A 24194-nucleotide genomic window follows, 5' to 3' on the forward strand; every position below is an offset into this window, starting at 1 on the left:
GCACGAGGTCAGGGCGCCTCCCCCCACGCGTCCTGAGGCCGGTGCGGCGCGCTCCCGTACGGACGGCTCCCGTGTCGGTGCCAGGGGCGAGGGGTACCCGCGCTGTCCGTGGATGGTCACGGTCGCCACCGGCGTACCGGACTCGCCGCGGCACTCCGTGGACAGACGCACAACGCGCCCCGCACGAAGCAGGGAGGAACCATGCGCCTCGATTCCCTCGCACCCCTTCTCGACCGGAGCGGGCCGTGGGCCACCGTCTACACGAGCACGGCACGGGCCACCGAGACCGCCGGGGACGAGCGCCGCCTGGCGGCCCGTGCCGCGGGGGACGAGCTGAAGCGGCAGGGGGCCGACGCGGCCACCGTGGACGCCGTCACCGGGCATCTGGCCGCGCTCTCCCCGCGGACCCAGCCGCAGGGCAGTGTGGTGTTCGCGGCCAACGGTGACGTGGTACTCGATCTGCCGCTGACCGTGGCGCCCGACCGCAACCACGTCTGCTGGTCGGCGCTGCCGCACCTGGGGCCGCTGCCCGAGCTGCTGGGCGAGAACCCGCGCTGCCTGACGGCGCGCATCGACCGTACGGGCGCCGACTTCGAACTGGTGGACGCGCGCGGTACGCACAGCGCCGGGCAGGCGACCGGCGAGGAGTGGCCGGTGCACCGCACCGCCACCGGGGAGCTTTCCGAGAAGCACTTCCAGCTGCGGGTGGAGAACACCTGGGAGAGCAACGCCGGGCTGGTCGCCGAGGCCATTGCCCGCCGCTTCGAGGAGACCGGCGCCGATGTGCTCATGCTCAGCGGCGACCCTCGGGAGCGGCGTGCCGTCCGTGACCGGCTGCCCGAACAGCTGCGGGCCATCGCCGTGGAGACCTCGCACGGTGGCCGCGCGGCGGGCTCCTCCTCCGAACTGCTGGACCGGGAGACGGCGCGGGCCCGCGAGGAGTTCGTCGCCCAGCACACCGCTCGGGCACTGACCGCGATGCGGGCCGCCCATCTGCCGGGTCCCGCGCCCGCCGGCTCGGCCACCGCGGAGACGGTGCCCTCCCTGGTCGAGGCGGCGCGTGAACACCGGGTCGACACCCTGCTGGTGCGGCCCGGCGGTCCGGACCGGGAACGCGAGGTGTGGGTGGGTGACGGCTACGACCAGGTGGCCGTGCGGCGCTCCGAGCTGCAGTACCTCGGCGCCCCTGACCCCGCGCCCGCGCGCGCCGACGACGCGCTGCTGCGCTCCGCGTTGGCGACCGATGCCGAGGTGCTGGTCGCCGATCCGGAGGAGGAACTGCCGGTCGGTGGGCTCGGAGCGCTGTTGCGGTGGAGCCACCAGGAGGGGACAGCCGCCACGGGGTGACCCCTCCCCCTGGGCGCCTGGTTCCCCTTGAGCGCCTGGTGCGCGGGTCCGCCCGGCCGGGGGCGGGAACGGACCGCGCCGGTACCGCTCGGGCCCATAACGCTTCCGATTTGACGCTCTTCCAGGAGGCGGCGGAGGGAGCGACCTCCCAGGAGCCGGAGCTGCGGTCCAGCCACCCGGACAGCAGCCCGAAGCAGGCGCCCGCCAGTGCCAGCAGTGCGCCGAGCCAGCTCGGTGAGGTGAGGCCGAAGCCCGCGGCGATGACCACACCGCCGAGCGAGGCGCCCAGCGAGTTGGCGATGTTGAAGGCGGACTGCACGCTGGCGGAGCCGAGTTCGGGCGCGTCCCTCCCGTGGTCGAGAATGCGCGCCTGGACGCTGGGGATGGCGGCCATGCCGGCGATCCCGGTGAGGAACACGTTGACGGCGACCAGGACGGTGTTCTGCGCTGTCACCTGAATCATGACGAGTGAGAGCGCGAGGGCCAGCAGGGCGCAGCAGATGGTGCGTACCGGCCAGTCGGCGAGCCGGCCGCCGAGCATGGTGCCCACCGTCATGCCCGCCCCTGCGAGGGCCAGTAGCGCTGTGGCGGCCGTGGGGGTGTAGCCGCTGACCTGGGTGACCAGCGGCTGGATGTAGGTGTAGAACGACGAGGTGCCGGCGAAGCCGAACACCACCACGGCATAGGCGAGCCACACCTGTGGTCTCTTGAATATGCCGAGCTCGCCGCGCACGGTTCCTCTGCCGGGTTCGCGCTGTACGGGAATCAGCGTCGCGAGGGAGACGAAGCCGAACAGGCCGATGCCCGCGACGACGATGAACGTCCAGCGCCAGCCGACCGTCTGCCCGAGCAGGGTGCCCAGCGGGGAGCCGACGATGTTGGCCATCGGCACACCGACCAGCACCACCGAGAGTGCTCTGCCGCGTTTTTCGGACGGGACGAGTCCGGCCGCGACAACAGCCCCGATTCCGAAGAACACACCGTGCGGCAGCCCTGCCGTAAAGCGCGCCGCCAGGAGCAGTTCATGGCTCGGGACAAGGGCTGACGCTGTGTTTCCGAAAATGAACAGGCCGGTCATCACGAGCAGTATTGTCTTACGGCGGACCCGCATACCCGCGATGGTGAGAAGCGGTGCCCCGATCACGACACCGAGTGAGTAGGCGGAGACATAGCCACCGGCATCGGAGATGCTCACTCCCATGTCGGAGGCGGCCTCGGGCAGTAGACCTATCATCACGAACTCGGCCGTGCCCGCACCGAACGTTGCAATGGCCAGGGCCAGGAGGGCAAGGGGCAACGGGACCTCCTTGCAGGAGTGGGGTGTTGGGCTGCCCGGCTCGCCTCGGCGGGCCGTTCCTTGAAAGGAAGCGTGCCGCAATACCGGATTCGAGCAAACGGTTTCCCCATAAGGCTGCCCATAATAGGATTCTGGGAATTCTCCGAACTCCCCCTGGAATCAAGGCAGTCGGGGCGCCGGGCCACCAAGAGGCCATCCGTGGAAGGTCCGTGATTCGGCGTGTCGCCATGGACTTCGCCGATCGCCTTACGGGTAAAGAGAGTTGCCGGTGACGAATGCGGCGGTTGTGGCGCAAGAATTGCGGTTACCAGCAAGTGAATTGCGTATGGCAACCGAATGGCGAAATCCGACCGGTGCGGACCGCGGTCGACCGGTGAACCGGAGAAAGCGGCCGATTCACGCTTCGCCGTTGACCGCGACCCGGCCGTGACCACGGCCACCCGGCGCGGGGTGGCCGTGGTGCCCGTCGGCCCGGAGTGGACCGGCCGACGGGCGGGTCCTCCCGGCCGGAGGGAGGTGGAGCCGCCCCGGCCGGGAGGCGGAACGAGGCGTCGGCCGAAGCCGGCGCTCGTCAGTGGCCGACGGGGAGGTCAGTCGTCGGCCACGGCGGCGCCGAGGGCCGGCGCCGGGTGTCAGCCGCCGATGTTGAGGTCGACGCAGGCGTAGAAGGCGTTGGCCGTGTCCGCGATGTTCCACACCGCGAGTACCTTCTGCTTTCCGGTGAAGCCGCGGAAGTCGACGTTGTGGGAGACGTACTCCGGGGGCTGCGCGCCACCGTCGTCGAATTCGGCGATCTTCGTGTCGCCGATGAAGTACTGCCAGGTGGTGGTGCGGTGACGTGCCGTCAGCTTCCAGTTGAAGGTGGCCGAGCGGCCGACGTTGGTGACCTGCCACCCCTTGTTGTCGTCGCGCAGTTCGGCGAAGCGTGCGTTGCCGCCGGCGCAGTCCTTGAGCCCCTTGGGGCCCTCGACGCTCTGCGGCTCCCACTTGATGTCGCCGCAGGAGACGACGCCGGTGGCGCACTGGGCCTGCCGGCTCGCGGGGTTGGTGACCCAGCCGTGCGCGTTGGCCGGGGTGGCGGTGAGACCGAGGACCAGGAGGGGTGCGAGGCCGACGCCGGTCAGTGCCGCTAGCTTGCGTCTGCTGTGCTGCTTTTGGCGCGTCGTTCGGTGCATCTCAGCTCCTTCGGTGGGGGAGAGCACACAGTGGGGATTGGTCTGGACTTTAACGACTAGCCGTGGACGGTCAAGCCTTCGCGGCACAGCAGTGCCTCCAGGTGGTCCTCCGCGTGGTCAAGCCTTCGGGAAGCTGAAGCTGTAGCCCTGTTCCTTCAGCCAGGGCAGCAACTGCCGCAGCGCCTCGTAAGACTCGACGCGGTCGCCGCCGCCGTCGTGGAAGAGGATCACCGCGCCGTCCTCCATCTGCTCCTTGGCCTGCCGGACTATCGCCTCCGTACCGGGAAGCTGCCAGTCCCCGGGGTCGACGACCCAGCCCAGCGGCCGCATTCCGTGCTCTGCCGCGACCCGCCGGCTGGCGGGGGTGAAGGCCCCGCCGGGTGCCCGGTAGTAGTAGACGGGCGCACCGCCCGACGCCTTGTCGATCATGCGTTTGGCGTCGAGTATCTGCCGCTTCTGGTAGGCCACCGACTTGTGGTCCATCCCCGTGTCGTGGTCGACCGAGTGGTTGCACAGCCGGTGCCCCTCGGCGACGATCCGCTTGACGAGCCTGGGGTGCTGCTCCGCGTTGGGGCCTATCAGACAGAAGGTCGCCTTGACGTGGTACTGGCGCAGCAGCTCCAGCATCTTCGGCGTCCACTCCGGGTGCGGACCGTCGTCCAGGGTGAGCGAGACCGAGCGACCGCCGGCGGCGGTGTGGTGGCTTATCCCCCGGCCCGTCTTCCGGGGAGCCTTCGGTTTCGCGGGCTTGGCGTGGGACTTCTTCCCGGCCGGGGTCTGGGCGCCCTGCTGTACGCGCGCGGCGCGCACGCTCTGCTCCCAGCCCGGATGCCGGCTCGAGGCGGCAGCCCCCGAACCCGTCCCGAGGAAAGCCGTCAGCAGACCGACCGCCACGGTCCCCGCCGCGGCGGTGATCGCCACGGTTCCCGGCCTGCTGCCCCGCTTGCTGTGCACTTCTTGCTCCCAACTGCCCGTTTTCACCGAACTTGCAATGATGCAGACCTCTCGGGAGGAACAGCGGTTGCGTCCCTGAGATGAGAGATACGCCGCATTCGAGGCACGGCTGGGCAGCTGCGGCCGGGGCACCCTGACAGCCTGGGGACAGACCGACCAAGAGCAGGGAGAGCACAGGCGATGGCGACCAGCGTGGCATTCACCGAGGATCTGGCGCGGGAGGTGCTGGCCGCCGCGACGGACGGCCGCGGCGGTACGGCGGAGCTGCTGTCGCTCGGCGAGAACGCCGTATTCGGGCTGGACGGGACCGTGGTGCGGGTCGGCCGGGACCCGCAGCTGCTCGCGCGCGCCGAGCACGAGCTGCGGGTGGCGACCTGGCTGGAGAGCGAGGGGGTGCCCGCGGTCCGGGCGGCCGAACCGGAGGCGCGGCTGGTCGGCGACCACCCGGTCACCTTCTGGCAGCGGCTGCCCGCCGCGGTGCGGCCCGCCGGCGCCGCGGACCTGGCCGGTCTGCTACGGCTCGTCCACGCGCTGCCCGAGCCGCCGTTCGCTCCCCCAAGCTCTTCGAGCAGGGGGTGCCCCCTGCCTCCGCGGGAGCTGCTGGGCGGGGTGGAGCGGTGGCTGCGGCTGGCCGGGGACGCGGTGCCGCGCGAGGACGCGGCGTTCCTGCGGGCGCGCCGGGACGACATCCTCGCCGCGCTGCCCGGCCTCGTCCCCCACCTGCGGCCCGGCCCGGTGCACGGGGACGCGCTGCCCCGCAACGTCCACGTCACCCCCCAGGGGCCGCTGCTGGTGGACCTGGAGACGTTCTCCTCCGACCTGCGCGAGCACGACCTCGTCGTGATGGCGCTCAGCCACGACCGCTACGGGCTGCCGGAGCCGGAGTACGAGGCGTTCTGCGCCACCTACGGCTGGGACGTGCGCGAGTGGGAGGGGTGCGCGGTGCTCCGCGGAGCGCGCGAGACCGCAAGCTGCGCGTGGGTCTCCCAACACGCGCCGGGCAACCCCGCCGCCCGCGCGGAGTTCCAACGCCGGGTGGCCTCCCTACGCGATTCGGACCCCACGGTCCGCTGGCACCCGTTCTGACCGCACGTACTTGTTGCGGCCGTCGCCTATGCCTCCCCCAGCCTCCGGCCGGGAGGTACCCCCAGACCCTCGCCGTCTGGGTTGCTCGCCGTCCCGGCGGCAGTGGTTGTGGGGGCTTCGCCCCCACTGCCCCGCGCGGGAGTTCAGGCGTCAAGCCCCAGCCTGGGGGTGTGGGGGCGGAGCCCCCACATCTTGTCCGCCGCGACGGCGCGCAACCACGACGGCGAGGGTCCGGCGGAACAGGCGGGGCCGCAACCACCACGTCCGACTACAACCACCCCCGCGTGGCCAGCTCCTCCGTGAAGCGCGCATACGAGTCGTCCAGTGCGGCCTTCTCCTGCGGCACCGGTTCGACCAGCCGGCCCTCACCGGTCATCGCGGCGGCGGCCTCCTCGACGGTGCCGTACAACGTCCCGGTCGAAGCCAAAAGCGCAGCGCCGAACGCGGTTTCCGCGCGGTCGGCCACCCGCAGGGGCACACCGAGCACGGTGGCGCGGATGCGGGTCCACAGTGGGCTGCGGCTGCCACCGCCCGCCGCGTACAGCGGCGCCTCGACGGGCACGCCCAGCGCGGCGACCCGTTCCAGGGCGAGCCGTTCGAGGAAGGCGACGCCCTCCAGGTCCGCGCGGTGCCGGTCGGCGTCGTCGGCCGGGGTGCCCAGGGTGAAGCCGCGGGCCTGCCCGGCCACGAACGGGAAGCGTTCACCCTCGCGCCGCAGCGGATAGCTGACGCAGGACGCGGGCCCGCGCGCTGCGGCTGCCTCGTCGAGCGCCTGCAGCCGTTCGGCGGCGCGGTGGGCGAGGGCTTCGCCGCCGGTGTTGGAGGCGCCGCCCGGCAGCCACCAGCCATCCGGGTGCCGGTGGCTGTAGAGGGCGCCGGCCGGATCGGTGACCAGATCGCGGGTGACGCCCTTCAGTACGTACGTCGTGCCGAGGACCCCGACGAACTGGCCGGGTGCCACCGCGCCGGTGGCGAGCTGGCCCGCGCAGCCGTCCGTCATACCGAGCCGTACGTCGCAGCCCACCGGCAGCCCGGTCTCGGCCGCCGCCTCGGCGCATACGGTGCCGACGGAGGTCCCCGGCGGCCGGACGGAGGGCAGCCAGTGCGCCGGGATGCCGAGCGCGTCGAGGACCTCGCCGGGCCACTCGCCCGTGCGCGGGTCGTAGCCGGTCTTGAGCGCGTGGCTCCAGTCGGTGGCGACGGGTGCCCCGGTGAGGTGGCGGCCGATCAGATCGGGGGTGTGCACGAGCCGCGCGGCGCCGGGAAAGTCGGCGGTGTGCCGCGCGTACCAGGCGACGCGGCCCAGCGCCGCGGTGGGCCCGACGGTGAGGCCGAGCGCCTGCCACCGGGGCGCGCCCACGCGCTGCGCTTCGGCGTTGAGGTCCGCGGCCCTGCGGTCGTCGTACATCAGCGCGGGGCCCAGTGGCCGGCCGTCCGCGTCGGCCAGTACGAGGGTGCCCGAGGTGGCGGAGACGGCGACGGCCCGCACCTCGGCACCGTGTGCGGGCAGCGCCGCGGTGGCCCGGCGCAGCGCCTCGGCCGCGGCGGGCCACCAGCGGGTGGCGTCCTGCTCGCTGCGGCCGCCGCCGTCGCGGACCGGCTGCGGCAGAGCGGCCCGGCCCTCGGCGAACACCGTGCCGTGGGCGTCCACGCAGACGACGCGGACGGCGGCCGTGGCGACGTCGATCCCGGCGACGAGGGGGGTGGCGGCGGAAGCGGAGGGCGATTCTCCGGGCGCCGGGGCTGGGCTGTGCATGGCATCCCTTTCAGTAAGAGTGTTAATTTCACACGCGTGGTGTGATATCGGCGGTCAGCCGCTCACCTCCGCGACCCGGACGTCGGCGTGCTCGCGCAGCTCGGCCAGCAGCTGACCGGACACCCCGTCGTCCACCACGACATGGTCGAAGTCGGCCACCGGGCACAGCCGGTGCAGCGCGGTACGGGCGACCTTGGAGTGGTCCATCAGCAGCGCCGCCCGCCTCCCGGAGGCGAGCATGGCGCGCTTGACCAGCACCACGTCCTGCTCCTGGTGGAAGGTCATGTGCCCGTTCATCGCGGACGTGCTCACCAGCACCAGATCCACGGACACCGCCTCGATGGCCTCCACACAGGGGACGCCGAGGAACGAGTCGTGGGTGTGCGAGTACTCGCCGCCCAGTGCGATCAGCCGGATCTCCTCGCACCCGGCGAACACCTCCAGCACCCGGCGCGCGTTGGTCAGCACGGTCAGCGGCGTCTTCTCGCGCAGCAGCGGAGCCAGCGCCAGTACGGACGTGGAGTCGTCCAGCATCACCGACATACCGGGCTCGACCAGCTCGGCGGCGGCCCGGGCCACGGCCTCCTTCTGCGCCACATGGACGCCCAGCCGGTAGTCGAGGTTGCTCTCGAAGACGCTGGTGGGCAGCGCGGAGACACCGCCGCGGAAGCGCCGCAGCACACCACGTCTGGCGAGCGCGTCCAGATCACGGTGCACGGTCATCACGCTGACGCCCATGGTCTCGGCGAGCCAGCTGACGGTCACCGTCCCGTGCTGGACGACGTGCTCGGCCATGCGCTGTCTGCGGCTCTCCTGCGAGCGGGCGGAGCCGGCGGGCGGTCCCTGGTTCGGCACGGCGTCTCCCCCTCAGCCGGCGGCCGTGGGGGCCGTCAGCGGCAGCCGGCCCGCAGTGGCCGCGCCGGTGCCCGTCGGTACGTTCAGCGAGCGCAGCGCCGTACGGTCGCCGGCCACCTCGATCTCGGTGACCGCCGCGTTGTCGAGCCGGGGCAGGACGAGCCGGTAGCGGCCGACGGGGATGCCGAGCATCGCGCACAGGGCGATCCGGAAGGCGGTGTTGTGCGCGACCACCAGCACCGTCTGCCCGTCGTGCGCCGCCGCCACCTCGCGCAGCGCCCCGCACACCCGCGGGGCGGCCCCGCTGGGGGGCTCGGAGCCGGGGAAGGCGCCGGTCTCCGCGTCCTGGTGGAAGGCGCGCACCGCTTCGGGATCGTCGGCGGTCATCTCCGCGATGGTGCGGCCCTCGCCCCAGCCGAAGTCGACCTCGCGCAGCCCCTCGTGCACGCCGGGCACCACTCCGAGCGCCCGTGCCGCCGGCTCGGCCGTGCGCCGTGCGCGCTCCAGCGGCGAGCTGACGACGGCGCCGACGGGCTGCTCCCTGGACCGCGCCACAGCCCATTCCGCCAGCTGCTCGGCCTGCTGCCGGCCGGCGTCGGTCAGCGCGATGTCGGAGATCCCGGCGTACCGGTTCTCCGCGTGCCAGACGGTCTGGCCGTGCCGTACGAGCAGGAGCCGGGCGGTCATACGTCCTCCAGGGCTTCGGTGCGGAACTGCGGTGCGGGAGTGCGCAGTTCGGGGCGGCGCTTCGGTGTGGGGGTGCGGGCAGGGTTCGGTGCGGGGCTTCGTGCGGCGGGCAGTGCGGTGTGACGCACACCTCCTGCCCATTGGGGTTCTTCACGTCGAGCGCTATAAATATAACAATCTCGATGTGGAGAGCAGTGCGAGCTGCCGGGACTGGAAGGCGAACGGCCATGACTGAAACCGCTGGGGCGATCATCGGTGTCGACATCGGCACCTCCGTCACCAAGGCCGTCGCCTTCGATCGCGACGGCAACCGGCTGCACGCAGCGGCGCGCCGCTCCACGCTGCTGCGCGAGCCCGGCGGTGTCGTCGAACAGGACCTGGAAGAGGTGCTGGACGGCGTCGCCGAAGTGGTGAGAGAAGTCGCTGCCGCACTGCCCGCACCACCAGCCGCGCTCGCCCTGACCGGCCAGGGAGACGGACTGTGGCTTCGCGACACGGAGGGCAGGCCGGTACGGCGCATGATCTCCTGGATGGACGGCCGCGCGGCGCAGTTGGTCAGCCGCTGGCAGCAGGACGGCACCGTGCGCGAGGTCTTCCGGCACACCGGCTCGGGCATGTTCCCCGGCTGTCACGCGCCGCTGCTGGCGTGGCTGCGTGAGCACGAGCCCGAGACGCTGGAGCGCGCCGCGGTCGCGGGCTACTGCGTCGACGCCATAGTGCAGCGGCTGACCGGCACGGTCAGCGTCGACGCCTCCGACGCCACGCTGCCGTTCCTCGACCCGGCCACCCGCAGCTACTCCCCCGCCGCGCTGGCCGCCTGCGGCGTGGCGGAGCTGTCCCACCTGCTGCCCGCGCCCGCCGCCCCGCGCGCCGTACTGTCGCTCGACCCGGAGGGCGCCGCGCTGCTCGGCCTGCCCGCCGGGCTGCCGGTCACCTCCGGCCCCTACGACCTGCCCGCCTGCGCCATCGGCAGCGGCGTGCAGCAGATCGGCGACGGTCTGCTGACGGTGGGCACCACGCTGGCCTGCCAGGTGCTCACCGACCGTACGGACCGGGACCCGGACGGGGAACCGGCCGGGATGTGGCTGTGCACTCCGGAGACCGACCGCTGGCTGCGCGCCCTGCCCGCGATGGTCGGCACCGCCGGGATCGACTGGGCGCTCGGCGTGGTCGGCGCCTCCACCGACGATCTGGAGGCGCTCCTGGACAAGAGCCCCGCCGGGGCGCGCGGGGTGGTGGCGCTGCCGTTCCTGTCCGAGGCCGGTGAGCGCGCGCCGTTCGTCGCACCCGCCGCGCGGGCCTCGTTCGAGGGCATGTCCCTGGCGCACGACCGTGCCGACCTGGTACGCGCCATGTGCGAGGCGGTCGGCTACGCGGCCCGGCACTGCCTGGAGACCGCGGGCCTGTCCCGGACACTCGCCGCCTGCGGCGGCGGCACCCGCTCCCAGGGCTGGATGCGCGCCTTCGCCGGCATCCTCGGCCGCCCCGTGCGGGTACCGACCGAGACAGAGGTCGGCGCCAAGGGCGCCGCCATCGTCGCCCGCGCCGCCCTGGGCGACCCCGTCGACCAGGACCGCTGGAACGCCGGGTACCGACTGGTACAGCCGAACGACGCCGACCGCGACCACTACGAGCGCGGCTACGCGGAGTACCGCGAGCGGATCACCGCTGCGAGGGCTCGCTGGGGAGTGTGAGCACCCCGCTGCATTGCCGGTGAGGGGGTGCCCCTGTCCGTAGTGCGCGGGCTGCGGGCACCTCGTGGCTTTGGGGGCACCTCCCGGCCGGAGGCTGGGGGAGCAGTTCCCCGCGCCCCCGGGCGCGTCTCCCTGCGCGGCGGACCCCGATGTCGTTTTTCCGCCGGTGCGGCGTCCGGTGGGCGGCGAGACTGGAGGGGAACAGAAGGGACGCGCCATGGACCGCACGCACACCGTCATCGACAGCCCCGTCGGACCGCTGACTCTCGTCGCCACCGACGGGACACTGTCCGCCGTCTACATGGAAAAGCAGCGACACCGACCGGCGGAGGAGACGTTCGGGGTGCGCGATCCGAGCACGTATGCCTTCGAGCAGGCGGCGGAGCAGCTCGGCGAGTACTTCGCGGGGGACCGGAAGGAGTTCACGGTGCCGCTCCAACCACAGGGCACCGACTTCCAACGCACCGTGTGGAACGCGCTGTGCGACATCCCGTACGGCGAGACGCTGTCCTACGGGGAGCTCGCCGAGCGGATCGGCAGGCCGGGTGCCGCGCGTGCCGTCGGGCTGGCCAACGGGCGGAACCCGGTCAGCATCATCGTCCCGTGCCACCGGGTCATCGGCTCCACCGGGCAGCTGACCGGATACGGGGGCGGTATCGAACGCAAGCGGCATCTCCTGGACTTCGAGCGGGGCGCTCTGGTACCGCAGGGCGGCGGTGCCGGGGCGACGCTGTGGTGAGGGGGTTTGTTTTCGGCCGTGACGGCCACCCGTGAGGCGGACAGAGACCACGTCGCGGCAAGGAGGACACCATGCTCCGCGCCATCGCCGATGTGCTGCGCGCCATAGGCGGCGCCATCGCCACGGTCGTCACGCTCCCGTTCCGGGCGCTGGCCCGGCTGTTCACCGGAGCCTCCCGCTCCGCCCACAGGGCGCGGTGAAAGCGGACATGAGCAGACGTCGGTAGACGTCAGCAGAGCTCAGCCGCCGAAGGTCAGCAGGACCTTCGGCGGTCCGCTTCTGCCCTTCTCCAGCAGCGCGAAGGCCGCGCCAACGGACTCCGCGGAATCGGCGGGGAAGTTTTCGGCGACGAGCGGGCCCGCGTCCAGGGTGCCCTGCTCGAAGAGTGCGACCGTACGGTCGTAGTGGGAGATGCCGTGCTGGATGCCGAGCACGTCCACGCCCTGGAGGGAGAGTTCGCCGGGCACGAAGGAGACCGGTTCCCTGGCGACGCCCACCAGCGCGACACGTCCGCCGCGCTCGGCCATCGCGAGCGCCCCGGTGAAGGCCGAGGCGGCGCCGGACGCCTCCACGACCAGGGAGTAGGCGTTCTGCGGGGCCTCATCGGCGTGCAGGGCCGCGTCGGCCCCGCAGCGCAGTGCGAGGTCGAGCCCCGGCCGGTCGATACCGATCGCGTGCACCTTGGCGGCGTGCCGGTGTGCGAACTGCACCGCGAGCAGGCCCATGGTGCCGGTGCCGATGACGGCAACCTGGTCGTCGAACCGCAGCCGCGCCCGCTCGAACGCCTCCACCACCGAGACGGCCGGTTCGATCAGCGCGCCCGCCGGCTCGGGCAGCCCCGCGGGCAGCGGGGTGAGGGCATGCGTGGGCACCCGTACATAGTCGGCGGCGCCGCCCTGCAACCCGTACAGCCCGGTCTCCCGCAGCGCGGTGCACATCTGGGCGCGCCCCGCGTGGCACTGGGCGCAGCGGCCGCACGGCACCATGGTGCGGCCGACGACGAGGGAACCGACCGCGGGGGCGTTCGCCGGGGGTTCGTCGGCGTAGGCGGCCACCTCTCCGTACCACTCGTGGCCGAAGACGTGCGGGAAGGTGATCCGGCCGTCCTGGAGGAACGCCGATGTGCCGTGCAGGATCTCCAGGTCGGTGCCGCAGATCCCGACGTGCCGGGTGCGCACCAGCACCGTGCCCGGTTCCGGTTCGGGCACCGGGACGGTGGCCAGGTCGGTGCGGGAGATGCCGGTGATACGGGCGGCACGCATCGTGCCACCGGGCCAGTTCCCCTTCAACGGGTGTCCTTTCGCGAGGGGCGCGGTGCGGCGGTGCTGCGCTGCCTCCGCCTCAGGTCACCCCTGGATCATGGCACGGCGCGGGCGTGGCACCTCATGAGGGTGCACGGTCTCCGTGATGCCGCGGGCCGCCGGCCGGCCGGGGTCATCGGCGTGCTCGGCGCGGACGACGGCCGGCCGTACGCCCTCGGCCGCCAGTACGGCCCAGGCCTCGAAGAAGCTGCCGCCGGGCGCGCACGCCGTACGGTGCGGCTCCGGGCCTTCCGCTGCGCCGCTCTCCAGCACGAGGGCCGTCCGCGAAGCTTGGGCAGTCTGCTCCCCCCGACTCCGTCCGGGAGGTGCCCCATGGGGGTGCCCCCTGCTCGAAGAGCTTGGGGGAGCAGGGTGGGCAAGCGCAGCCCCCGGCGCGGAGCACGCAACAGGGCGTCCTCAGCTCAATCGCGGCGCAGTGCTGTGAACTCGCGGGTGTCCTTGGACCAGGTGTCTTCCGGGGTCCAGCCGGTGGTACGAGCTACGCGATGCAACGCCGAGGCACCAAGGCGCGCCCAGGCAAAAGGAGTACCCGTCGTACCGCGGCCGTTCTCCATCCACACATGGAGCCGCTCGTCCACGTCCTCCCCCGCGACCTCGACCAGCAACAGTCCGCCGCGACGCACCAGATGCGCGACCCGGCGCAGCAGCAGTGCGGGGTCGCCGCCGATGCCGACGTTGCCGTCGACGAGGAGCGCGGTGTCCCAGGTGCCGGGTGGGGGCAGGGGGTCGAAGACGGAGCGGCGCAGGGCGTGTCCGCCGCGCAGTACGGTGCGGGAGACGGCCGCGGCGTTGATGTCGATGCCGAGCGAGGGGTGCCCGTACTCGCCCAGTGCGGCCACCAGCCGGCCGGGGCCGCAGCCGATGTCGAGGACGGTGCCCTGGCAGCGGTCGAGGACGGTCATGTCGGCCGCGTCGGCGACGGCGCACCAGCGCTCCACGTCGAGGGTGAGCGACCAGCCGTCGTGGGCGCGCAGCTGAAGCGGGCCGCAGCCGAGGTCGAGGGCCTCGGTGTAGGGGTCCTCGGTCCAGGAGCTGTTGTCAGCGCCCGTCCGCCCTCTCACGTCTCCCCCACTGGCGTGCTCCGGGTGGCGGGCCCGGTCAGCGCGTGCCCTGAGCCCAACAGGCGCCGCAGCCGGGCGTGTTCGGCCGCGAAGAGGCTGTCGGGGGCCTCGGCGGCGACGGCGGCGGCGTCGGTGGGCTCGTCCACGTCCCGCAGTTGCGGCAGGTCGTACACGCGCAGCCCGGCGTCGACGAGCCGGGCGCGCTGCACCGCGCCCGTGGTGGCGGTGGACATGGGGACGCCGCGCAGCAGTGCGGGATCCGGTGCTGCCAGACCGAGCGCCCAGAAGCCGCCGTCCGCGGCGGGGCCGAAGTAGGCGTCGTGGTGCTGCCAGGCGTCCGGCCGGGTGGCGGGCGCGAGTAACGCGGGGGTGAGTTGCGGGGTGTCCATGCCGACGAGCAGCGCCGGCCCGTCGCACAGGGCGAACGCCGCGGCCAGCCGTTCGTCCAGGCCGCCGTCCGCCTGGGGGGCGATGGTGATGCGGTCGCCGCCCTCTCCGGGTGCGGGGAGCCAGGGCCCCGGGCTGCCGTCCAATACCAGGATGCGGCGGCGTGCGGGTGCGGCCAGCACGGCGTGCAGGGTGTCGCTGAGCGCGGCGGAGGCGAGGGCCGCGGCGCCCTGCGGGGTGAAGGCGGGCGCGAGGCGGGTCTTGGCGCGGCCCGCGCGGGGTTCCTTGGCTATGACGAGCAGCGTGGTGGGTTCCGGCACCGGCATCACGCGTCCTCGGTCGTGGGGCGGGGGGTGGTCACGGTGGGGCGTCGATGGGCTGCCATGTCAGAAGCTCTCGGGCAGCCAGGGCGCGGGGCCCGCGGCCAGCGCGTCCAGCAGGGCGAGGTCGCGTGCGTCGCCCTCGGCCATGCCCAGTCGCGCTGCCTGTCGCAGCGGCAGCCCTCCCGCGTACCAGGCGGCCAGCGTCGCCGAGGGCAGCCGCACGGTGCGGGCCGAGGAGTGGCTGCCGCGCTGGGCGTGCATCAGGCCCTCCTCGAAGGTGAGCGCGTACGGGGCGCTCTTGCCCTCCGGTGAGACGACGTCGAGCCCGACGCCCCCGCGCGGCTGCGGGTCCCAACCGCGGGCCTCCAGCGCTCGGCGTACGTCGAGCAGCCGCAGCACCCACGGGTACCAGCCGTCCTCCCGCACCGCGTACTGGTCCAGTGCCCACTGGAGGGTGCTGGGGCGGGGCAGCACGGAGCGGCGGAAGCGGATCTGGCGCACCTGGGGCGAGCGGGCGCTGACGGCCGCCAGCAGCGCGGGCAGCGCGTCCAGTCTGTCGTGCCAGAAGTCGTGGACGACGGCGGCCACGCCCCAGGGCTGGTGCGGCTCGACGGTGACGGTCGCGTATCCGGCCAGGTCCTCAGCGCCCGCTCCGTCCCGGGACCCGGCGCGGGTGACGCCCAGTGTCAACGCCCCTTCGGTGGCGCGCTGTTTCCAGCCGTGCCACCAGGCGGGCCTGCGCAAGGGCCCGTTCCAGCCGGGGGCGAGCCGCTGCCGCAGCCGGGCGCAGGCGGCCTCGTCCGGTACGACGGTCTCGAAGTCGGGTGCCGGGGTGGGGAGTTCGGCGGGGGTGAGGGCGTAGCCGGAGGCGACAGCGGCGGCCTCCCAGCCCCAGCGCCGGTACATTCCGGGGGCCGGGGTCCAGGCGCAGGCCACGGCGGCACCGTGCTCGTGGCGCAGCCGGTCGATGCCCTCCTCGGTGAGCCGGCGGGCGAGTCCGGCGCCGCGCTCCCAGGGTGCGACGGCGAGCCAGGCCACGCCGCCGGACGGCACCGGACGACCGCCGAAGTGCTGGGCGAAGGGCAGGAAGAGTCCGCCGCCCAGCACCTCCGTTCCGCGGACGGCCACGGCCGTTACGCCGTGGGCGCGCAGGGTGGCGTGGTCGTAGGGGACCTTGCCGAAGGCGTGCCGGGTCTGGGCGAGGTAGCCCTCGAACTCGGCGTCGTCGGCGGCCGTGCGGACGCGGGTCTCCATCAGTTCGCCGTCCCCCTCACCCGGGGTCTCGCTGTCCGACTCATCTGGTGGCTCCCTCAGCTCGTCCGGGAGGCGAAGTAGCCGGTGACCGCGTCGCACACGTGGCTGATCTCCTGTGCGTCCAGGTCGGGCCGGATCGGCAGGCAGAGGGTCTGCCGGGACAGTTCCTCGGCGACCGGGCAGGGGTGGCGTCGTGCGGCGGGTCCGGCGAGCGCGGGTTGGTGCGGTAGCGGGACGGGGTAGCGGATGACGGCGTCGATACCGGAGGCGGTCAGCTGCTTCAGCAGCCCGTCGCGGGCCTGTTCGGTCTCGGTGCGGACCTGGAAGAGGTGGTAGACGTGCTCTCCGTCCTCGCCGGGCTGCTGGAAGCGCAGCGGGAGTCCGGCCAGCCGCTCGCGGTAGGTGGCGGCAACCTCGGCGCGGCGGGCGTTCCAGACATCGAGCCGGTCGAGCTTGTGCAGCAGGACGAGGGCCTGGAGGGTGTCGAGGCGGGAGTTGTAGCCGAGGATCTCGTGCTGGTTCTGCCGCGGCTGCCCGAAGTGCCGTAGCAGCCGGAGCCGTTCGGCCAGCTCGTCGTCCTGGACGCTGATCGCTCCGGCGTCCCCGGCGGCGGCGAGGTTCTTCGACGGTGCGAAGCTCCAGCAGCCGGCTGCCGAGACGGTACCGACGCGCACTCCGTGGCTGCGCGCGCCGATGGCCTGTGCGCAGTCCTCGATGAGGGTGACCCCGGCGTCGTGTGCGAGGCGCCGGGCGCGGGGCACGTCCGCCGCCTTGCCGAACATGTGGACGAGGATGACGGCGCGGGTGCGCTCGGTGAACGCGGCCGGGAGCCGGTCGAGGTCCATCAGGAAGTCGTCGTCGCGGCAGTCCACGTACACGGGAGTGGCGCCGCGCCGGGCGATGGCCTGCGCGGTGGCGTGGAAGGAGTTGGCGACGGTGACGACCTCGTCGCCCGGGCCGATGCCGAGGGCGTCGAGTGCGAGGATCAGCGCGTCCGTACCGGAGTTGACGCCGATGGTGTGCGCGGCGCCCAGATAGCCGGCCAGCCGCTCCTCGAACTCGGCGACTTCCTCGCCGAGCACGTAGCCGCCGCGCAGCAGCAGCTCCTCGATCCGGGCCAGCAGCTCCCGCTCCCCGCCCTCGAACTGGGCGGGGTAGCGGTACTTGGGAACGCTGAAATCGCCGGCGCCGCCCATCAGCGCTCGCCGTGCTCGGTGCGCTCGGCGTGTTCCTCTTCGACTCGGCCGTCGCCGCGCCCGTAGTCGTCCTCCAGCCGGACGTTGTCCGAGCCGTCGTCGTAGGTGGACACCTCCACGAGCACGATGTCGGTGACGCCCTCCACCCGGTGCACCGCTCCGGGGTCCACGTGCGCCAGCGTCCCGGCGGGCATGGGCAGTTGGCGGGTTTCGCCGTCGCGGGACTCGCGGTAGTGCATCACCGCCTCGCCCTCCAGGATGAAGTAGCTCTCCCGCTTGTGCTCGTGGTACTGGAGGGAGGTGCGGTGGCCCGCCTTGATGCGGATGAACTTGAAGCCGTACGGGCCGTCCGGCTCCTCCTCGTGCAGCCAGCGCTCCTGGCCCCACAGTTTGACGACCTTCTTGGTGTCGGCGAACTCGTTGACCCGTACGCCGGGGGCGACTTCACGCGCCGGGCGTGCCTCGTGGGCGCCGGTGTCGCCCTCGGGCTCGCTGATGGCGGTGAAGCCGGCTTCGGTCGCGGGGCTGCCCATGTGCGGTCCTTCCATGAGGGTGGTGGTGCGTCGGGTGGCAGGGGGCTCGGGGGACTAGCGCGCCGAGATGTGCACAGGTGCCTGGCCGCCGAGGTCGCGGACGACGGGGAAGAACACCTCGGGCGGCCAGGTCAGCAGGTGCCAGACGATGCCAGCTACCGAGCGGTTGTACGGCCAGTCGGCGGGGTCGGTCATGCCCCAGCGGGAGAACGCGGTCAGCAGCACGGGGTCGGCCGGAATCCAGTCGCCGTCCAGCTCGAACTCGACCCAGTGGTGCAGGGTGGTGAACGGCGGGGCGATCAGCAGCCCGGCCCCGTGCCGGGCGCGGATACCACGCCGCTCGGCCTCCCGCAGCAGCAGCCGGGTGGGGATGAGGCAGTTGGCCAGCCGGGTCTCACGCGAGAAGCCCTCGTCCTCGATCACCCCGTCGGGCAGCACATACAGCTCCCAGTCGGCGACGAGAGACAGCAGGTCGGAACGGTCCTCGTCGAAGACCCGGCTGTTGGAGGGCAGTTGGGCCCGTACGGTGAACACCCCTGGGGAGGTCTCGCGCAGGCTGCCGGGCTCGCTGTGGCGGCTCAGCCCGGGAATGGGGGCGAACGTGCACTCCCCCGGGTGGCCCGGGTCGGCGCAGTCGGCACGCAGCTCCAGCTCGTGGATGTGCCGCTCGCCCTTGCGGGCGACCTCGTCCATGGACTGGGCCTTGCGGGTGAGGGCCTTGAAGTAGGGCGAGGGCAGGTTCAGATAGGTGCTGATGTTGTGCAGGTCGGTGCGCTCGAAGCGCCGCTGCTGCCCTTCGCCCCGGTGCGGCAGCCCGTGGTCGAGGAGGGCTTCGAGGAGGGCCGGCCCGATGGCCCATGTCTCCTCGGCGAAGGCGGCGTCCTTGGCGAACGTACGGTGCTCGTCGGGGACGCGCAGGACGCGGTCGACGGCTTCCTGGAGCGTGCCGGGGGCGTGGACGTCGGTCACGGGGGCGCTCACCGTACCGCCTCGACGGTACGCTCGCCGGCCGGCGCCGCGGTCTGCCCCGCGGCGTGCGCGACGGCCCGCAGCGCGGACTCGATGCGCTCGGCAACGGCTTCCTGCAGCACCGCCTCCAGCGGCGGCCTGCCGCGTGCGGCGAGCGCCAGTGCGGCCTCCTCGCGGATGCGCAGCCCCTCTTCGCTGCGGAAGACGTAGTGGCCTGCGATGACGGCACGCTCGACGTCGGTGGCGGTGGTCGGGTCCAGCATCCACTTGCGCCACTTGCCGCTGTCGTGGGCCAGCCGCAGGAAGTCCTCCTTCTCGCGGGTCAGCGCCATCTCGTCCAGGACGCGCAGCAGGGCGCGGGTTTCGGCGACGCCGTACTCCGGTGCGACGTTGAAGGCGTCCACACCGGCGCGCAGCAGCAGCGCCGTCTCCTCGACGGTGAGGTAGTCGCAGTTGTGCGCCTTGAGCAGGACGCCCTCCTGGTGGCAGGTGGCGGCCAGGGTGGAGACCTGGCGCAGCGTCTCGTCGCGGGCCTGCGGCTCGTGGAAGCGGCCGACGTTGCGCAGCTCGGCGACCTTGGTGCCGGTCTGGGCGACGACGTAGCGGGGCCGCGGCGCGCCGGCCGCCTCGATGCCCTCCAGGACGAGCCGGAGGGCGGCCTTGAACTCGTCGGGGTCGTTGGTGGACACGTCCTGCGGTTCGAAGCCGATCTCGTAGGCGACCTCGGCGCCGCGCGCGGTGGCCTCGGCGTGGCAGCGCGCGTACAGCTCCACCAGCCGCGCCGCTGCGGTCTGCGCGGGGACGGGCCCGGTGCCGGGGCGGCCTTCGGAGGTGTCGATGTGCAGCAGTCCGAATCCGGCGTCGAGGTCGGCGGTGAAGGAGCGGACGCACGAGTCCAGCGCGTCGGCGGGCTCGGTGATCTCCGCCTCCGCTGTGTGCATCCAGGGGCCGCCGTGGTCCCGGCACAGGAGCAGCAGCCCGTCCGGGTCGCGCTCCCTGACGTACTCGGCGAACTCCTGGGTGGTCCAGCCCAGATAGCCGCCGCCGAACTCGGCGGCGTCCACCTGGCGGCGGCTGGGGATGAGCATGAGCGGGGTGCGGGTGCGCCGGGCGACGGTGACGGCCGCGTCGACGGTACAGCGTGAGACCGGGCCGATGCCGACCACAGGTTCCATGGGTGTCTTCCCCTGTTTCTCGAGGGTTTTCGCGCTCAACGCGGCTGCTGGGGCTGCTGGGAACGGCGCTGCGTGAACTTGGTCAGATCGCCGATCTCGGAGTCCGGCGGCCAGGTGCACCAGGGGAACGTCTCGTAGGCTCCGGCCCCCGCGCCCTCGGCGTCGTACCAGTCGGTGGCGCGCGCATGGTGCAGGTGCACCATGCGGTCGCGGTACCGGTCGAGACCGCCGTGCAGGTCGGCCCGCCAGGTGAAGTCGTTGTCGGCGCCGCCCCAGCCGGCCGTGAACCGTTCGTCGTAGCCGCCGATCCGGGTGAAGAGGCTCTCCCGCAGCCATACGCAGGCGCCGGGGGTACGGCGCAGAAAGACCCCGCGCAGTACGTCCCGGTCCACGGCCGAGTGCCCGTCCAGGCAGCGCTCGGTGACCGCCTGGTGGCTGGAGTCGGCATCGAGGTACAGCATGTCCTCGAACGGCCAGTGCGCCTGGGTGCCCGGCACCCGGAACCGTTCGACCGCCCGCTCCACGAAGCCGCGGTCGACGAGGATGTCGGCTTCCAGTACGCAGATCAGCTCGGCGGGACGGGCGCCGTGCACCACGCCCGCGTTGATGGTCCACGAGTAGTTGAACGGGCCGTCGTTCTCCGCGAACAGATAGGTGTCGCACCAGGGCGCGTACACGCTCTCCCAGCGCGGCCGGGAGTCGGCCTCCACCACGACGACGCGGTAGCGGTCCCGCGGGTGGCTCTGGTCGTTGAGCGCGTGCAGTACGGCGGCCAGGTTGCGGGTGCGGTCCCCCTCCTCGCCGCGCTCCCGGAACGGGATCACCAGCGCCGCGTCCACGGGCCCGGTCGGCTTGGCCGGGGGCCGCGAGGTGCGCAGGATCTCCCCGGCTGCCGGTGCGCCGAGCCCGGGGGGCCGCTCGGTGCCGGTCTGCATACGGAGCCGGGAGCGGGTCTCGGCGTCCCAGACGAGGGCCGCGAGGCGCTCGGTGTGCGGCTCGTCCACGGCGTGCGTGAGCCGGTCCTCCAGCAGCGCTGTCAGTCGGCGGCAGGCGGTGATGTCGGCGGGGTCCTTGCCGATTGTCCCGGCCAGGGTGCGGATACGTTCGTCGGGGAGGGCGAGTACCGCGTCGGTGACGGCACGGTGCGCGTCACGGGACCAGACCCAGAAGCCGGGCGCCGCCGACTGCGCGAACGGGTCCGCGGCGAGGGCGACGCTGCTGACGGCGGCGTCCGCGAGCGTCGCGGGCTCCTGGTGCCTCCAGCTCATCTTGGGCGGTCCTCTCAACAGGTGCGGAAGCCGTGTCATGCGGCGACGAGCCACGGCGGCGGGAGTCCGGCGGGCCTTCGAGAGCCGCAACCAGGACGCCTCGCTGATCCTGCTCTCCGCTTCGGACCGCCAACAGCCCCGTAAGAGCGCCCACACTGAGCTGAGCCGATGGGGGTGGCCGATCGGGTAGCCCCGGTGGTCAGTCGAGGGCACGCCGAACGGCCGGGCAGGGTCGCTCGGCGCCCGCCCGGCCGGGGACATTCCGGTTCCGCTCGGCTACCGCCCTCCCACGGGCGGCGGTTCAGTCGATCAGCCCCAGCTTGATCGCGGTGACCACGGCGGCCGTCCGGTTGGCCGCGCCCAGCTTCAGCAGCACGCTGCTCACCAGCCGTTTGACGCCGTGCTCGGAGATCCGCAGATGGCGGGCGATCTGCTTGTTGCTGAGCCCGGCGACGAGATGGGCGAGCACCTCGTGCTCACGGGCCGTCAGCCGCACCGTGCGGGCGGGCAGCAGATGCGCGGACTCGCCCGCGTGGCTGAGCAGTTGGCGGCCCAGGCGCAGCGGCATCGGCATCTCGTCCGCGGCCAGCTGCCGCAGTGCCCGGTCCAGGGCCGCCGCCGTCAGTTCCTCGCGCAGCAGGTATCCGTCGGCGGGCAGCCGGGCCAGCGCCGAGTCGGACTCCGCGTCGGCGGGGTCGAGGAGGACGAGGGTACGCAGCCCCGGGTGGCTGTGGCGCAGCCGGCCGAGGGAGCCGGAGGCGGCGTTGGAGCTGGAGAGGATGAGCACATGGAATCTGTTGTCTGCCAACGCCCGCTCGAGTGCCGCGGGGTGTGTGAACTGTTCGGCGCTCTCCACGCTCTCCAGGCCGGGCAGCATTGCCTGGAGGCCGAGGCGGAGGAGTTCGGCCTCGACGTGGACGGCGACGGCCAGCCGGGCCTCGGTGCGATCGCTGGTGTCCGGCTTTTCCTGGATCTCGGTCATGCGGTTCACCCAATCCCCGTGTGCGGCCACTTCCGGATGTGCGGTAGTGGTCTAGTCCTGACTGCCGCGAGCGATGATCCCGCAGACTCGGGCCCCAGGGAAGCGAGTTGAGCCAGTTGGCAGAGCGACTGCTGATGTTCTGCCTCACCATTGTGGCGCCTGTGGTCCACCCGCGCTACGGCTCCTCGCCCGGGCCCGCCCACAGTCTGGCCGACCCGCACCCCCGCCGCCCCCGGTTCTCAACCACCCGACGCCAGGTGGGCAGTTGGCGTAGACCGTACGTAGATCGCGCGTAGTTCGCCGTCCCGCCTCTGGCCTGCCGCGCGCCGTCGCGCTGTGCTGGAGGGACACCGTACTCACCGGACACAGCCGCACCGGAGTGCGCAGCCAGACCGGCAGCCCCGGCAGCGGCGGAATCGGGCGTGACATGACGGCACCGGACCCCTCATCCGCACCGGAACCCCCCTCCGCACCGGCCCGGAGCGCGGCCTCGGAGACCGCCACCGGGCGGGCCGAGCCGGGGGCGCCCTACACCGACCCCACCCTGGGCATCCCGGTCGCCACCTCCTGGCGCGGCGAGCCCCGCAACCGGCTGGTGACCATCGGCGACTCCCTCACCCAGGGCTTCCAGAACTGCGCGGCCTTCCAGACGGAGCTGTCGTACCCGGCGATCATCGCGCACGAGATGGGCTGGGCCGAACACTTCCGGTACCCCTCCTTCGACGGCTGCGGCGGCCTCCCGCTCAACCTGGAGATGCTGCTGCGCGACATCGAGGACCGCTGCGGACCGACGATCGACTGGTGGGACACCCCCTCGGCGCTGTTCCGGGCCCGCCGGTTCATGGACAAGGTGGAGGACTACTGGGAGCGCGGCGGTGGCTGCGCTCCGGCGACGAACACGGCCATCAACCACAACCTGGCCGTCTTCGGCTGGGATCTGCGGGACGCGCTGGACAAGTCGGCGGACGTGTGCCGCAAGATGATCGACACCCCGAGCGACGACCTGGTGCGGCAGGTGGTCGGCAGTCCGGGCGAGCGCGCCGCGCTGCGCACCCTCCCCACCCGGCCCCCGGCCGCCGGCGCGCTCACCCAGGTGACAGCGGCGGCGGCGCTGGGCGAGCAGACCGGCGGCACCCGGCACGGCGAGCACACCGAGGACGGCGAGCGGGAGGCGGACCCCGACCACGGCATCGAGACGCTGATCGTCTTCCTCGGCGCCAACAACGCGCTCTCCTCGGTCATCGAGCTCAAGGTTGTCTGGAGCGAGGAGGGCTACGACGATCTGCGCGAGAAGACCCGGTTCACCGTGTGGCGGCCCGAGCACTTCGCGGCCGAGCTGCGGCAACTGGCCGACGCCGTCGGGCAGATCAAGGCGCGGCATGTGATCTGGTGCACCGTCCCGCACGTGACCATCGCCCCCATCGCCCGGGGCGTGCGGGGCAAACAGGAGCCGGGGTCGCGGTACTTCCCGTACTACACCCGCCCATGGATCAGCGACAGCGCCTTCGACGCCGACCGCGACCCGCATCTGACCGGCGAGCAGGCGCGCGCGATCGACGCGGCCATCGACCAGTACAACGACGCCATGGCCGAGGCCGTGCGCACGGCGCGGCGCGCCGGGCGGGACTGGTATCTGCTGGACACCGCGGGGCTGCTGGACCGGTTGGCCTGCCGCCGCTACTTCGAGGACGAGGCGGCGCGGCCCGACTGGTGGACGCCGTATCCGCTCCCCCGCGAGCTGGCCGCGCTCGATCCGGTGCCCAACTCGCGGTTCCTGCTGAGCGACGGCGACCGGCGCAGCGACGGCGGGCTCTTCTCGCTGGACGGCGTCCATCCGACGACGGTCGCCTACGGCATCCTCGCCCAGGAGCTGATCGAGGTGATGCGCCGCGCCGGCGTGGAGTTCCGCACCCCCTACGGGGGCCGGCCGCGCACCGACCCGGTGCGGGTGGACTTCACCCGGCTGATGCGCCGCGACACCCTCATCAACCGCCCGCCGAACAACGTCACCTCGGGCCTGGATGCCATCGCCTGGGCCGACGAGGCACTGGACGTACTGGCCCGGGCACTGCGGTTCGGCCGCCGCCGAGGAAAGTAGGACGGCAGGTACCCGGACACCGGGAGGTACAGCAGT

Annotated in this window: 23 protein-coding genes and 1 pseudogene; 6 read left to right on the forward strand and 18 right to left on the reverse strand. The window is 72.7% G+C overall.

Annotation, left to right across the window (positions count from 1 at the left end):
• The first annotated feature begins 201 nt into the window (after positions 1-201).
• Positions 202-1347: a Vms1/Ankzf1 family peptidyl-tRNA hydrolase gene (locus ACQEU8_RS05130; RefSeq protein WP_433097256.1), complete on the forward strand. Its 1146-nt coding sequence runs from the start codon at positions 202-204 to the stop codon at positions 1345-1347.
• Positions 1348-1678: 331 nt separating this feature from the next.
• Here the strand turns inward: ACQEU8_RS05130 and ACQEU8_RS05135 are convergent.
• The 3 genes and pseudogenes from ACQEU8_RS05135 to ACQEU8_RS05145 all read right to left on the reverse strand — a co-directional run.
• Positions 1679-2581 (reverse strand): annotated as a pseudogene (locus ACQEU8_RS05135) (MFS transporter); the annotation flags it as partial.
• A gap of 695 nt (positions 2582-3276) precedes the next feature.
• The gene (locus ACQEU8_RS05140; protein WP_433097258.1) at positions 3277-3819 is read right to left on the reverse strand and encodes a lytic polysaccharide monooxygenase auxiliary activity family 9 protein; all 543 of its coding nucleotides are present in this window, start codon (positions 3817-3819) and stop codon (positions 3277-3279) included.
• A 117-nt stretch (positions 3820-3936) separates the two neighbouring features.
• Positions 3937-4773: a polysaccharide deacetylase family protein gene (locus tag ACQEU8_RS05145; RefSeq protein WP_433097260.1), complete on the reverse strand. Its 837-nt coding sequence runs from the start codon at positions 4771-4773 to the stop codon at positions 3937-3939.
• Between the two features lie 180 nt (positions 4774-4953).
• Between ACQEU8_RS05145 and ACQEU8_RS05150 the strand changes: the two genes are divergently transcribed.
• A complete protein-coding gene (locus tag ACQEU8_RS05150) occupies positions 4954-5859 on the forward strand; it encodes an aminoglycoside phosphotransferase family protein (RefSeq protein WP_433097262.1) in 906 nt (301 codons plus the stop codon).
• 268 nt (positions 5860-6127) lie between these two features.
• Here ACQEU8_RS05150 and ACQEU8_RS05155 read toward each other — a convergent pair whose 3' ends face one another.
• The 4 genes from ACQEU8_RS05155 to ACQEU8_RS05170 form a co-directional block, all read right to left on the reverse strand.
• On the reverse strand, positions 6128-7615 hold the full coding sequence (locus ACQEU8_RS05155; protein ID WP_433097264.1) for an FGGY-family carbohydrate kinase: 1488 nt from the start codon (positions 7613-7615) through the stop codon (positions 6128-6130).
• 54 nt (positions 7616-7669) lie between these two features.
• Complete coding sequence (locus ACQEU8_RS05160; RefSeq protein ID WP_433102155.1) at positions 7670-8410, reverse strand: DeoR/GlpR family DNA-binding transcription regulator; 741 nt, start codon at positions 8408-8410, stop codon at positions 7670-7672.
• Positions 8411-8482: 72 nt separating this feature from the next.
• Entirely contained in the window at positions 8483-9157 is a 675-nt protein-coding gene (locus tag ACQEU8_RS05165) for a histidine phosphatase family protein (protein WP_433097266.1), read from the reverse strand.
• Complete coding sequence (locus tag ACQEU8_RS05170) at positions 9154-9285, reverse strand: hypothetical protein (RefSeq protein WP_433097268.1); 132 nt, start codon at positions 9283-9285, stop codon at positions 9154-9156. Before ACQEU8_RS05170 ends, ACQEU8_RS05165 begins: the two co-directional genes overlap by 4 nt.
• Positions 9286-9384: 99 nt before the next feature.
• Between ACQEU8_RS05170 and ACQEU8_RS05175 the strand changes: the two genes are divergently transcribed.
• The 3 genes from ACQEU8_RS05175 (at position 9385) to ACQEU8_RS05185 (ending at position 11790) form a co-directional block, all read left to right on the forward strand.
• Complete coding sequence (locus ACQEU8_RS05175; RefSeq protein WP_433097269.1) at positions 9385-10851, forward strand: FGGY family carbohydrate kinase; 1467 nt, start codon at positions 9385-9387, stop codon at positions 10849-10851.
• Between the two features lie 217 nt (positions 10852-11068).
• Positions 11069-11590, forward strand: a complete 522-nt coding sequence (locus ACQEU8_RS05180; RefSeq protein ID WP_433097271.1) for a methylated-DNA--[protein]-cysteine S-methyltransferase — start codon at positions 11069-11071, stop codon at positions 11588-11590.
• A gap of 71 nt (positions 11591-11661) precedes the next feature.
• Entirely contained in the window at positions 11662-11790 is a 129-nt protein-coding gene (locus ACQEU8_RS05185) for an LPFR motif small protein (protein WP_433097273.1), read from the forward strand.
• Between the two features lie 39 nt (positions 11791-11829).
• Here ACQEU8_RS05185 and ACQEU8_RS05190 read toward each other — a convergent pair whose 3' ends face one another.
• The 11 genes from ACQEU8_RS05190 to ACQEU8_RS05240 form a co-directional block, all read right to left on the reverse strand.
• The gene (locus ACQEU8_RS05190) at positions 11830-12879 is read right to left on the reverse strand and encodes a zinc-dependent alcohol dehydrogenase (protein WP_433097275.1); all 1050 of its coding nucleotides are present in this window, start codon (positions 12877-12879) and stop codon (positions 11830-11832) included.
• A gap of 57 nt (positions 12880-12936) precedes the next feature.
• On the reverse strand, positions 12937-13164 hold the full coding sequence (locus ACQEU8_RS05195) for a hypothetical protein (protein ID WP_433097277.1): 228 nt from the start codon (positions 13162-13164) through the stop codon (positions 12937-12939).
• A 149-nt stretch (positions 13165-13313) separates the two neighbouring features.
• Positions 13314-13973, reverse strand: a complete 660-nt coding sequence (locus ACQEU8_RS05200; RefSeq protein WP_433097279.1) for a methyltransferase domain-containing protein — start codon at positions 13971-13973, stop codon at positions 13314-13316.
• On the reverse strand, positions 13970-14686 hold the full coding sequence (locus ACQEU8_RS05205; RefSeq protein WP_433097281.1) for a TIGR04282 family arsenosugar biosynthesis glycosyltransferase: 717 nt from the start codon (positions 14684-14686) through the stop codon (positions 13970-13972). The genes ACQEU8_RS05200 and ACQEU8_RS05205 overlap by 4 nt, the downstream gene beginning before the upstream one ends.
• A gap of 60 nt (positions 14687-14746) precedes the next feature.
• A complete protein-coding gene (locus ACQEU8_RS05210) occupies positions 14747-16036 on the reverse strand; it encodes a GNAT family N-acetyltransferase (protein ID WP_433097283.1) in 1290 nt (429 codons plus the stop codon).
• Positions 15994-17133: a DegT/DnrJ/EryC1/StrS family aminotransferase gene (locus ACQEU8_RS05215; RefSeq protein ID WP_433097285.1), complete on the reverse strand. Its 1140-nt coding sequence runs from the start codon at positions 17131-17133 to the stop codon at positions 15994-15996. Before ACQEU8_RS05215 ends, ACQEU8_RS05210 begins: the two co-directional genes overlap by 43 nt.
• Positions 17133-17666, reverse strand: coding sequence for a cupin domain-containing protein (locus tag ACQEU8_RS05220; protein WP_433097287.1), 534 nt, complete (start codon positions 17664-17666; stop codon positions 17133-17135). The genes ACQEU8_RS05215 and ACQEU8_RS05220 overlap by 1 nt, the downstream gene beginning before the upstream one ends.
• A 54-nt stretch (positions 17667-17720) precedes the next feature.
• Positions 17721-18635 carry a hypothetical protein gene (locus tag ACQEU8_RS05225; protein WP_433097289.1) on the reverse strand — a complete coding sequence of 305 codons (915 nt, stop codon included), beginning with the start codon at positions 18633-18635 and terminating at the stop codon, positions 17721-17723.
• A gap of 8 nt (positions 18636-18643) precedes the next feature.
• A complete protein-coding gene (locus ACQEU8_RS05230) occupies positions 18644-19810 on the reverse strand; it encodes a class II D-tagatose-bisphosphate aldolase non-catalytic subunit (RefSeq protein WP_433097291.1) in 1167 nt (388 codons plus the stop codon).
• Between the two features lie 35 nt (positions 19811-19845).
• Positions 19846-21078, reverse strand: a complete 1233-nt coding sequence (locus ACQEU8_RS05235; protein ID WP_433097293.1) for a glycosyltransferase — start codon at positions 21076-21078, stop codon at positions 19846-19848.
• Between the two features lie 301 nt (positions 21079-21379).
• Positions 21380-22060: a LuxR C-terminal-related transcriptional regulator gene (locus ACQEU8_RS05240; protein WP_433097295.1), complete on the reverse strand. Its 681-nt coding sequence runs from the start codon at positions 22058-22060 to the stop codon at positions 21380-21382.
• Between the two features lie 427 nt (positions 22061-22487).
• Here ACQEU8_RS05240 and ACQEU8_RS05245 point away from each other — a divergent pair, with 427 nt between their 5' ends.
• Complete coding sequence (locus tag ACQEU8_RS05245; RefSeq protein ID WP_433097297.1) at positions 22488-24158, forward strand: hypothetical protein; 1671 nt, start codon at positions 22488-22490, stop codon at positions 24156-24158.
• The last annotated feature ends 36 nt before the right edge of the window (positions 24159-24194 follow it).

The sequence above is a fragment of the Streptomyces sp. CA-250714 genome (assembly GCF_050936705.1).
Classification (GTDB): Bacteria; Actinomycetota; Actinomycetes; order Streptomycetales; family Streptomycetaceae; genus Streptomyces.

Excerpts from the sequence above, each read along its gene's own strand:
- ACQEU8_RS05130 (WP_433097256.1), top strand. The coding sequence starts at position 202 with ATGCGCCTCGATTCCCTCGCACCCCTTCTCGACCGGAGCGGGCCGTGG.
- ACQEU8_RS05140 (WP_433097258.1), bottom strand. The coding sequence starts at position 3,819 with ATGCACCGAACGACGCGCCAAAAGCAGCACAGCAGACGCAAGCTAGCG.
- ACQEU8_RS05150 (WP_433097262.1), top strand. The coding sequence starts at position 4,954 with ATGGCGACCAGCGTGGCATTCACCGAGGATCTGGCGCGGGAGGTGCTG.
- ACQEU8_RS05155 (WP_433097264.1), bottom strand. The coding sequence starts at position 7,615 with ATGCACAGCCCAGCCCCGGCGCCCGGAGAATCGCCCTCCGCTTCCGCC.
- ACQEU8_RS05160 (WP_433102155.1), bottom strand. The coding sequence starts at position 8,410 with ATGGCCGAGCACGTCGTCCAGCACGGGACGGTGACCGTCAGCTGGCTC.
- ACQEU8_RS05165 (WP_433097266.1), bottom strand. The coding sequence starts at position 9,157 with ATGACCGCCCGGCTCCTGCTCGTACGGCACGGCCAGACCGTCTGGCAC.
- ACQEU8_RS05175 (WP_433097269.1), top strand. The coding sequence starts at position 9,385 with ATGACTGAAACCGCTGGGGCGATCATCGGTGTCGACATCGGCACCTCC.
- ACQEU8_RS05180 (WP_433097271.1), top strand. The coding sequence starts at position 11,069 with ATGGACCGCACGCACACCGTCATCGACAGCCCCGTCGGACCGCTGACT.
- ACQEU8_RS05185 (WP_433097273.1), top strand. The coding sequence starts at position 11,662 with ATGCTCCGCGCCATCGCCGATGTGCTGCGCGCCATAGGCGGCGCCATC.
- ACQEU8_RS05205 (WP_433097281.1), bottom strand. The coding sequence starts at position 14,686 with ATGCCGGTGCCGGAACCCACCACGCTGCTCGTCATAGCCAAGGAACCC.
- ACQEU8_RS05215 (WP_433097285.1), bottom strand. The coding sequence starts at position 17,133 with ATGGGCGGCGCCGGCGATTTCAGCGTTCCCAAGTACCGCTACCCCGCC.
- ACQEU8_RS05220 (WP_433097287.1), bottom strand. The coding sequence starts at position 17,666 with ATGGGCAGCCCCGCGACCGAAGCCGGCTTCACCGCCATCAGCGAGCCC.
- ACQEU8_RS05230 (WP_433097291.1), bottom strand. The coding sequence starts at position 19,810 with ATGGAACCTGTGGTCGGCATCGGCCCGGTCTCACGCTGTACCGTCGAC.
- ACQEU8_RS05235 (WP_433097293.1), bottom strand. The coding sequence starts at position 21,078 with ATGAGCTGGAGGCACCAGGAGCCCGCGACGCTCGCGGACGCCGCCGTC.
- ACQEU8_RS05240 (WP_433097295.1), bottom strand. The coding sequence starts at position 22,060 with ATGACCGAGATCCAGGAAAAGCCGGACACCAGCGATCGCACCGAGGCC.
- ACQEU8_RS05245 (WP_433097297.1), top strand. The coding sequence starts at position 22,488 with ATGACGGCACCGGACCCCTCATCCGCACCGGAACCCCCCTCCGCACCG.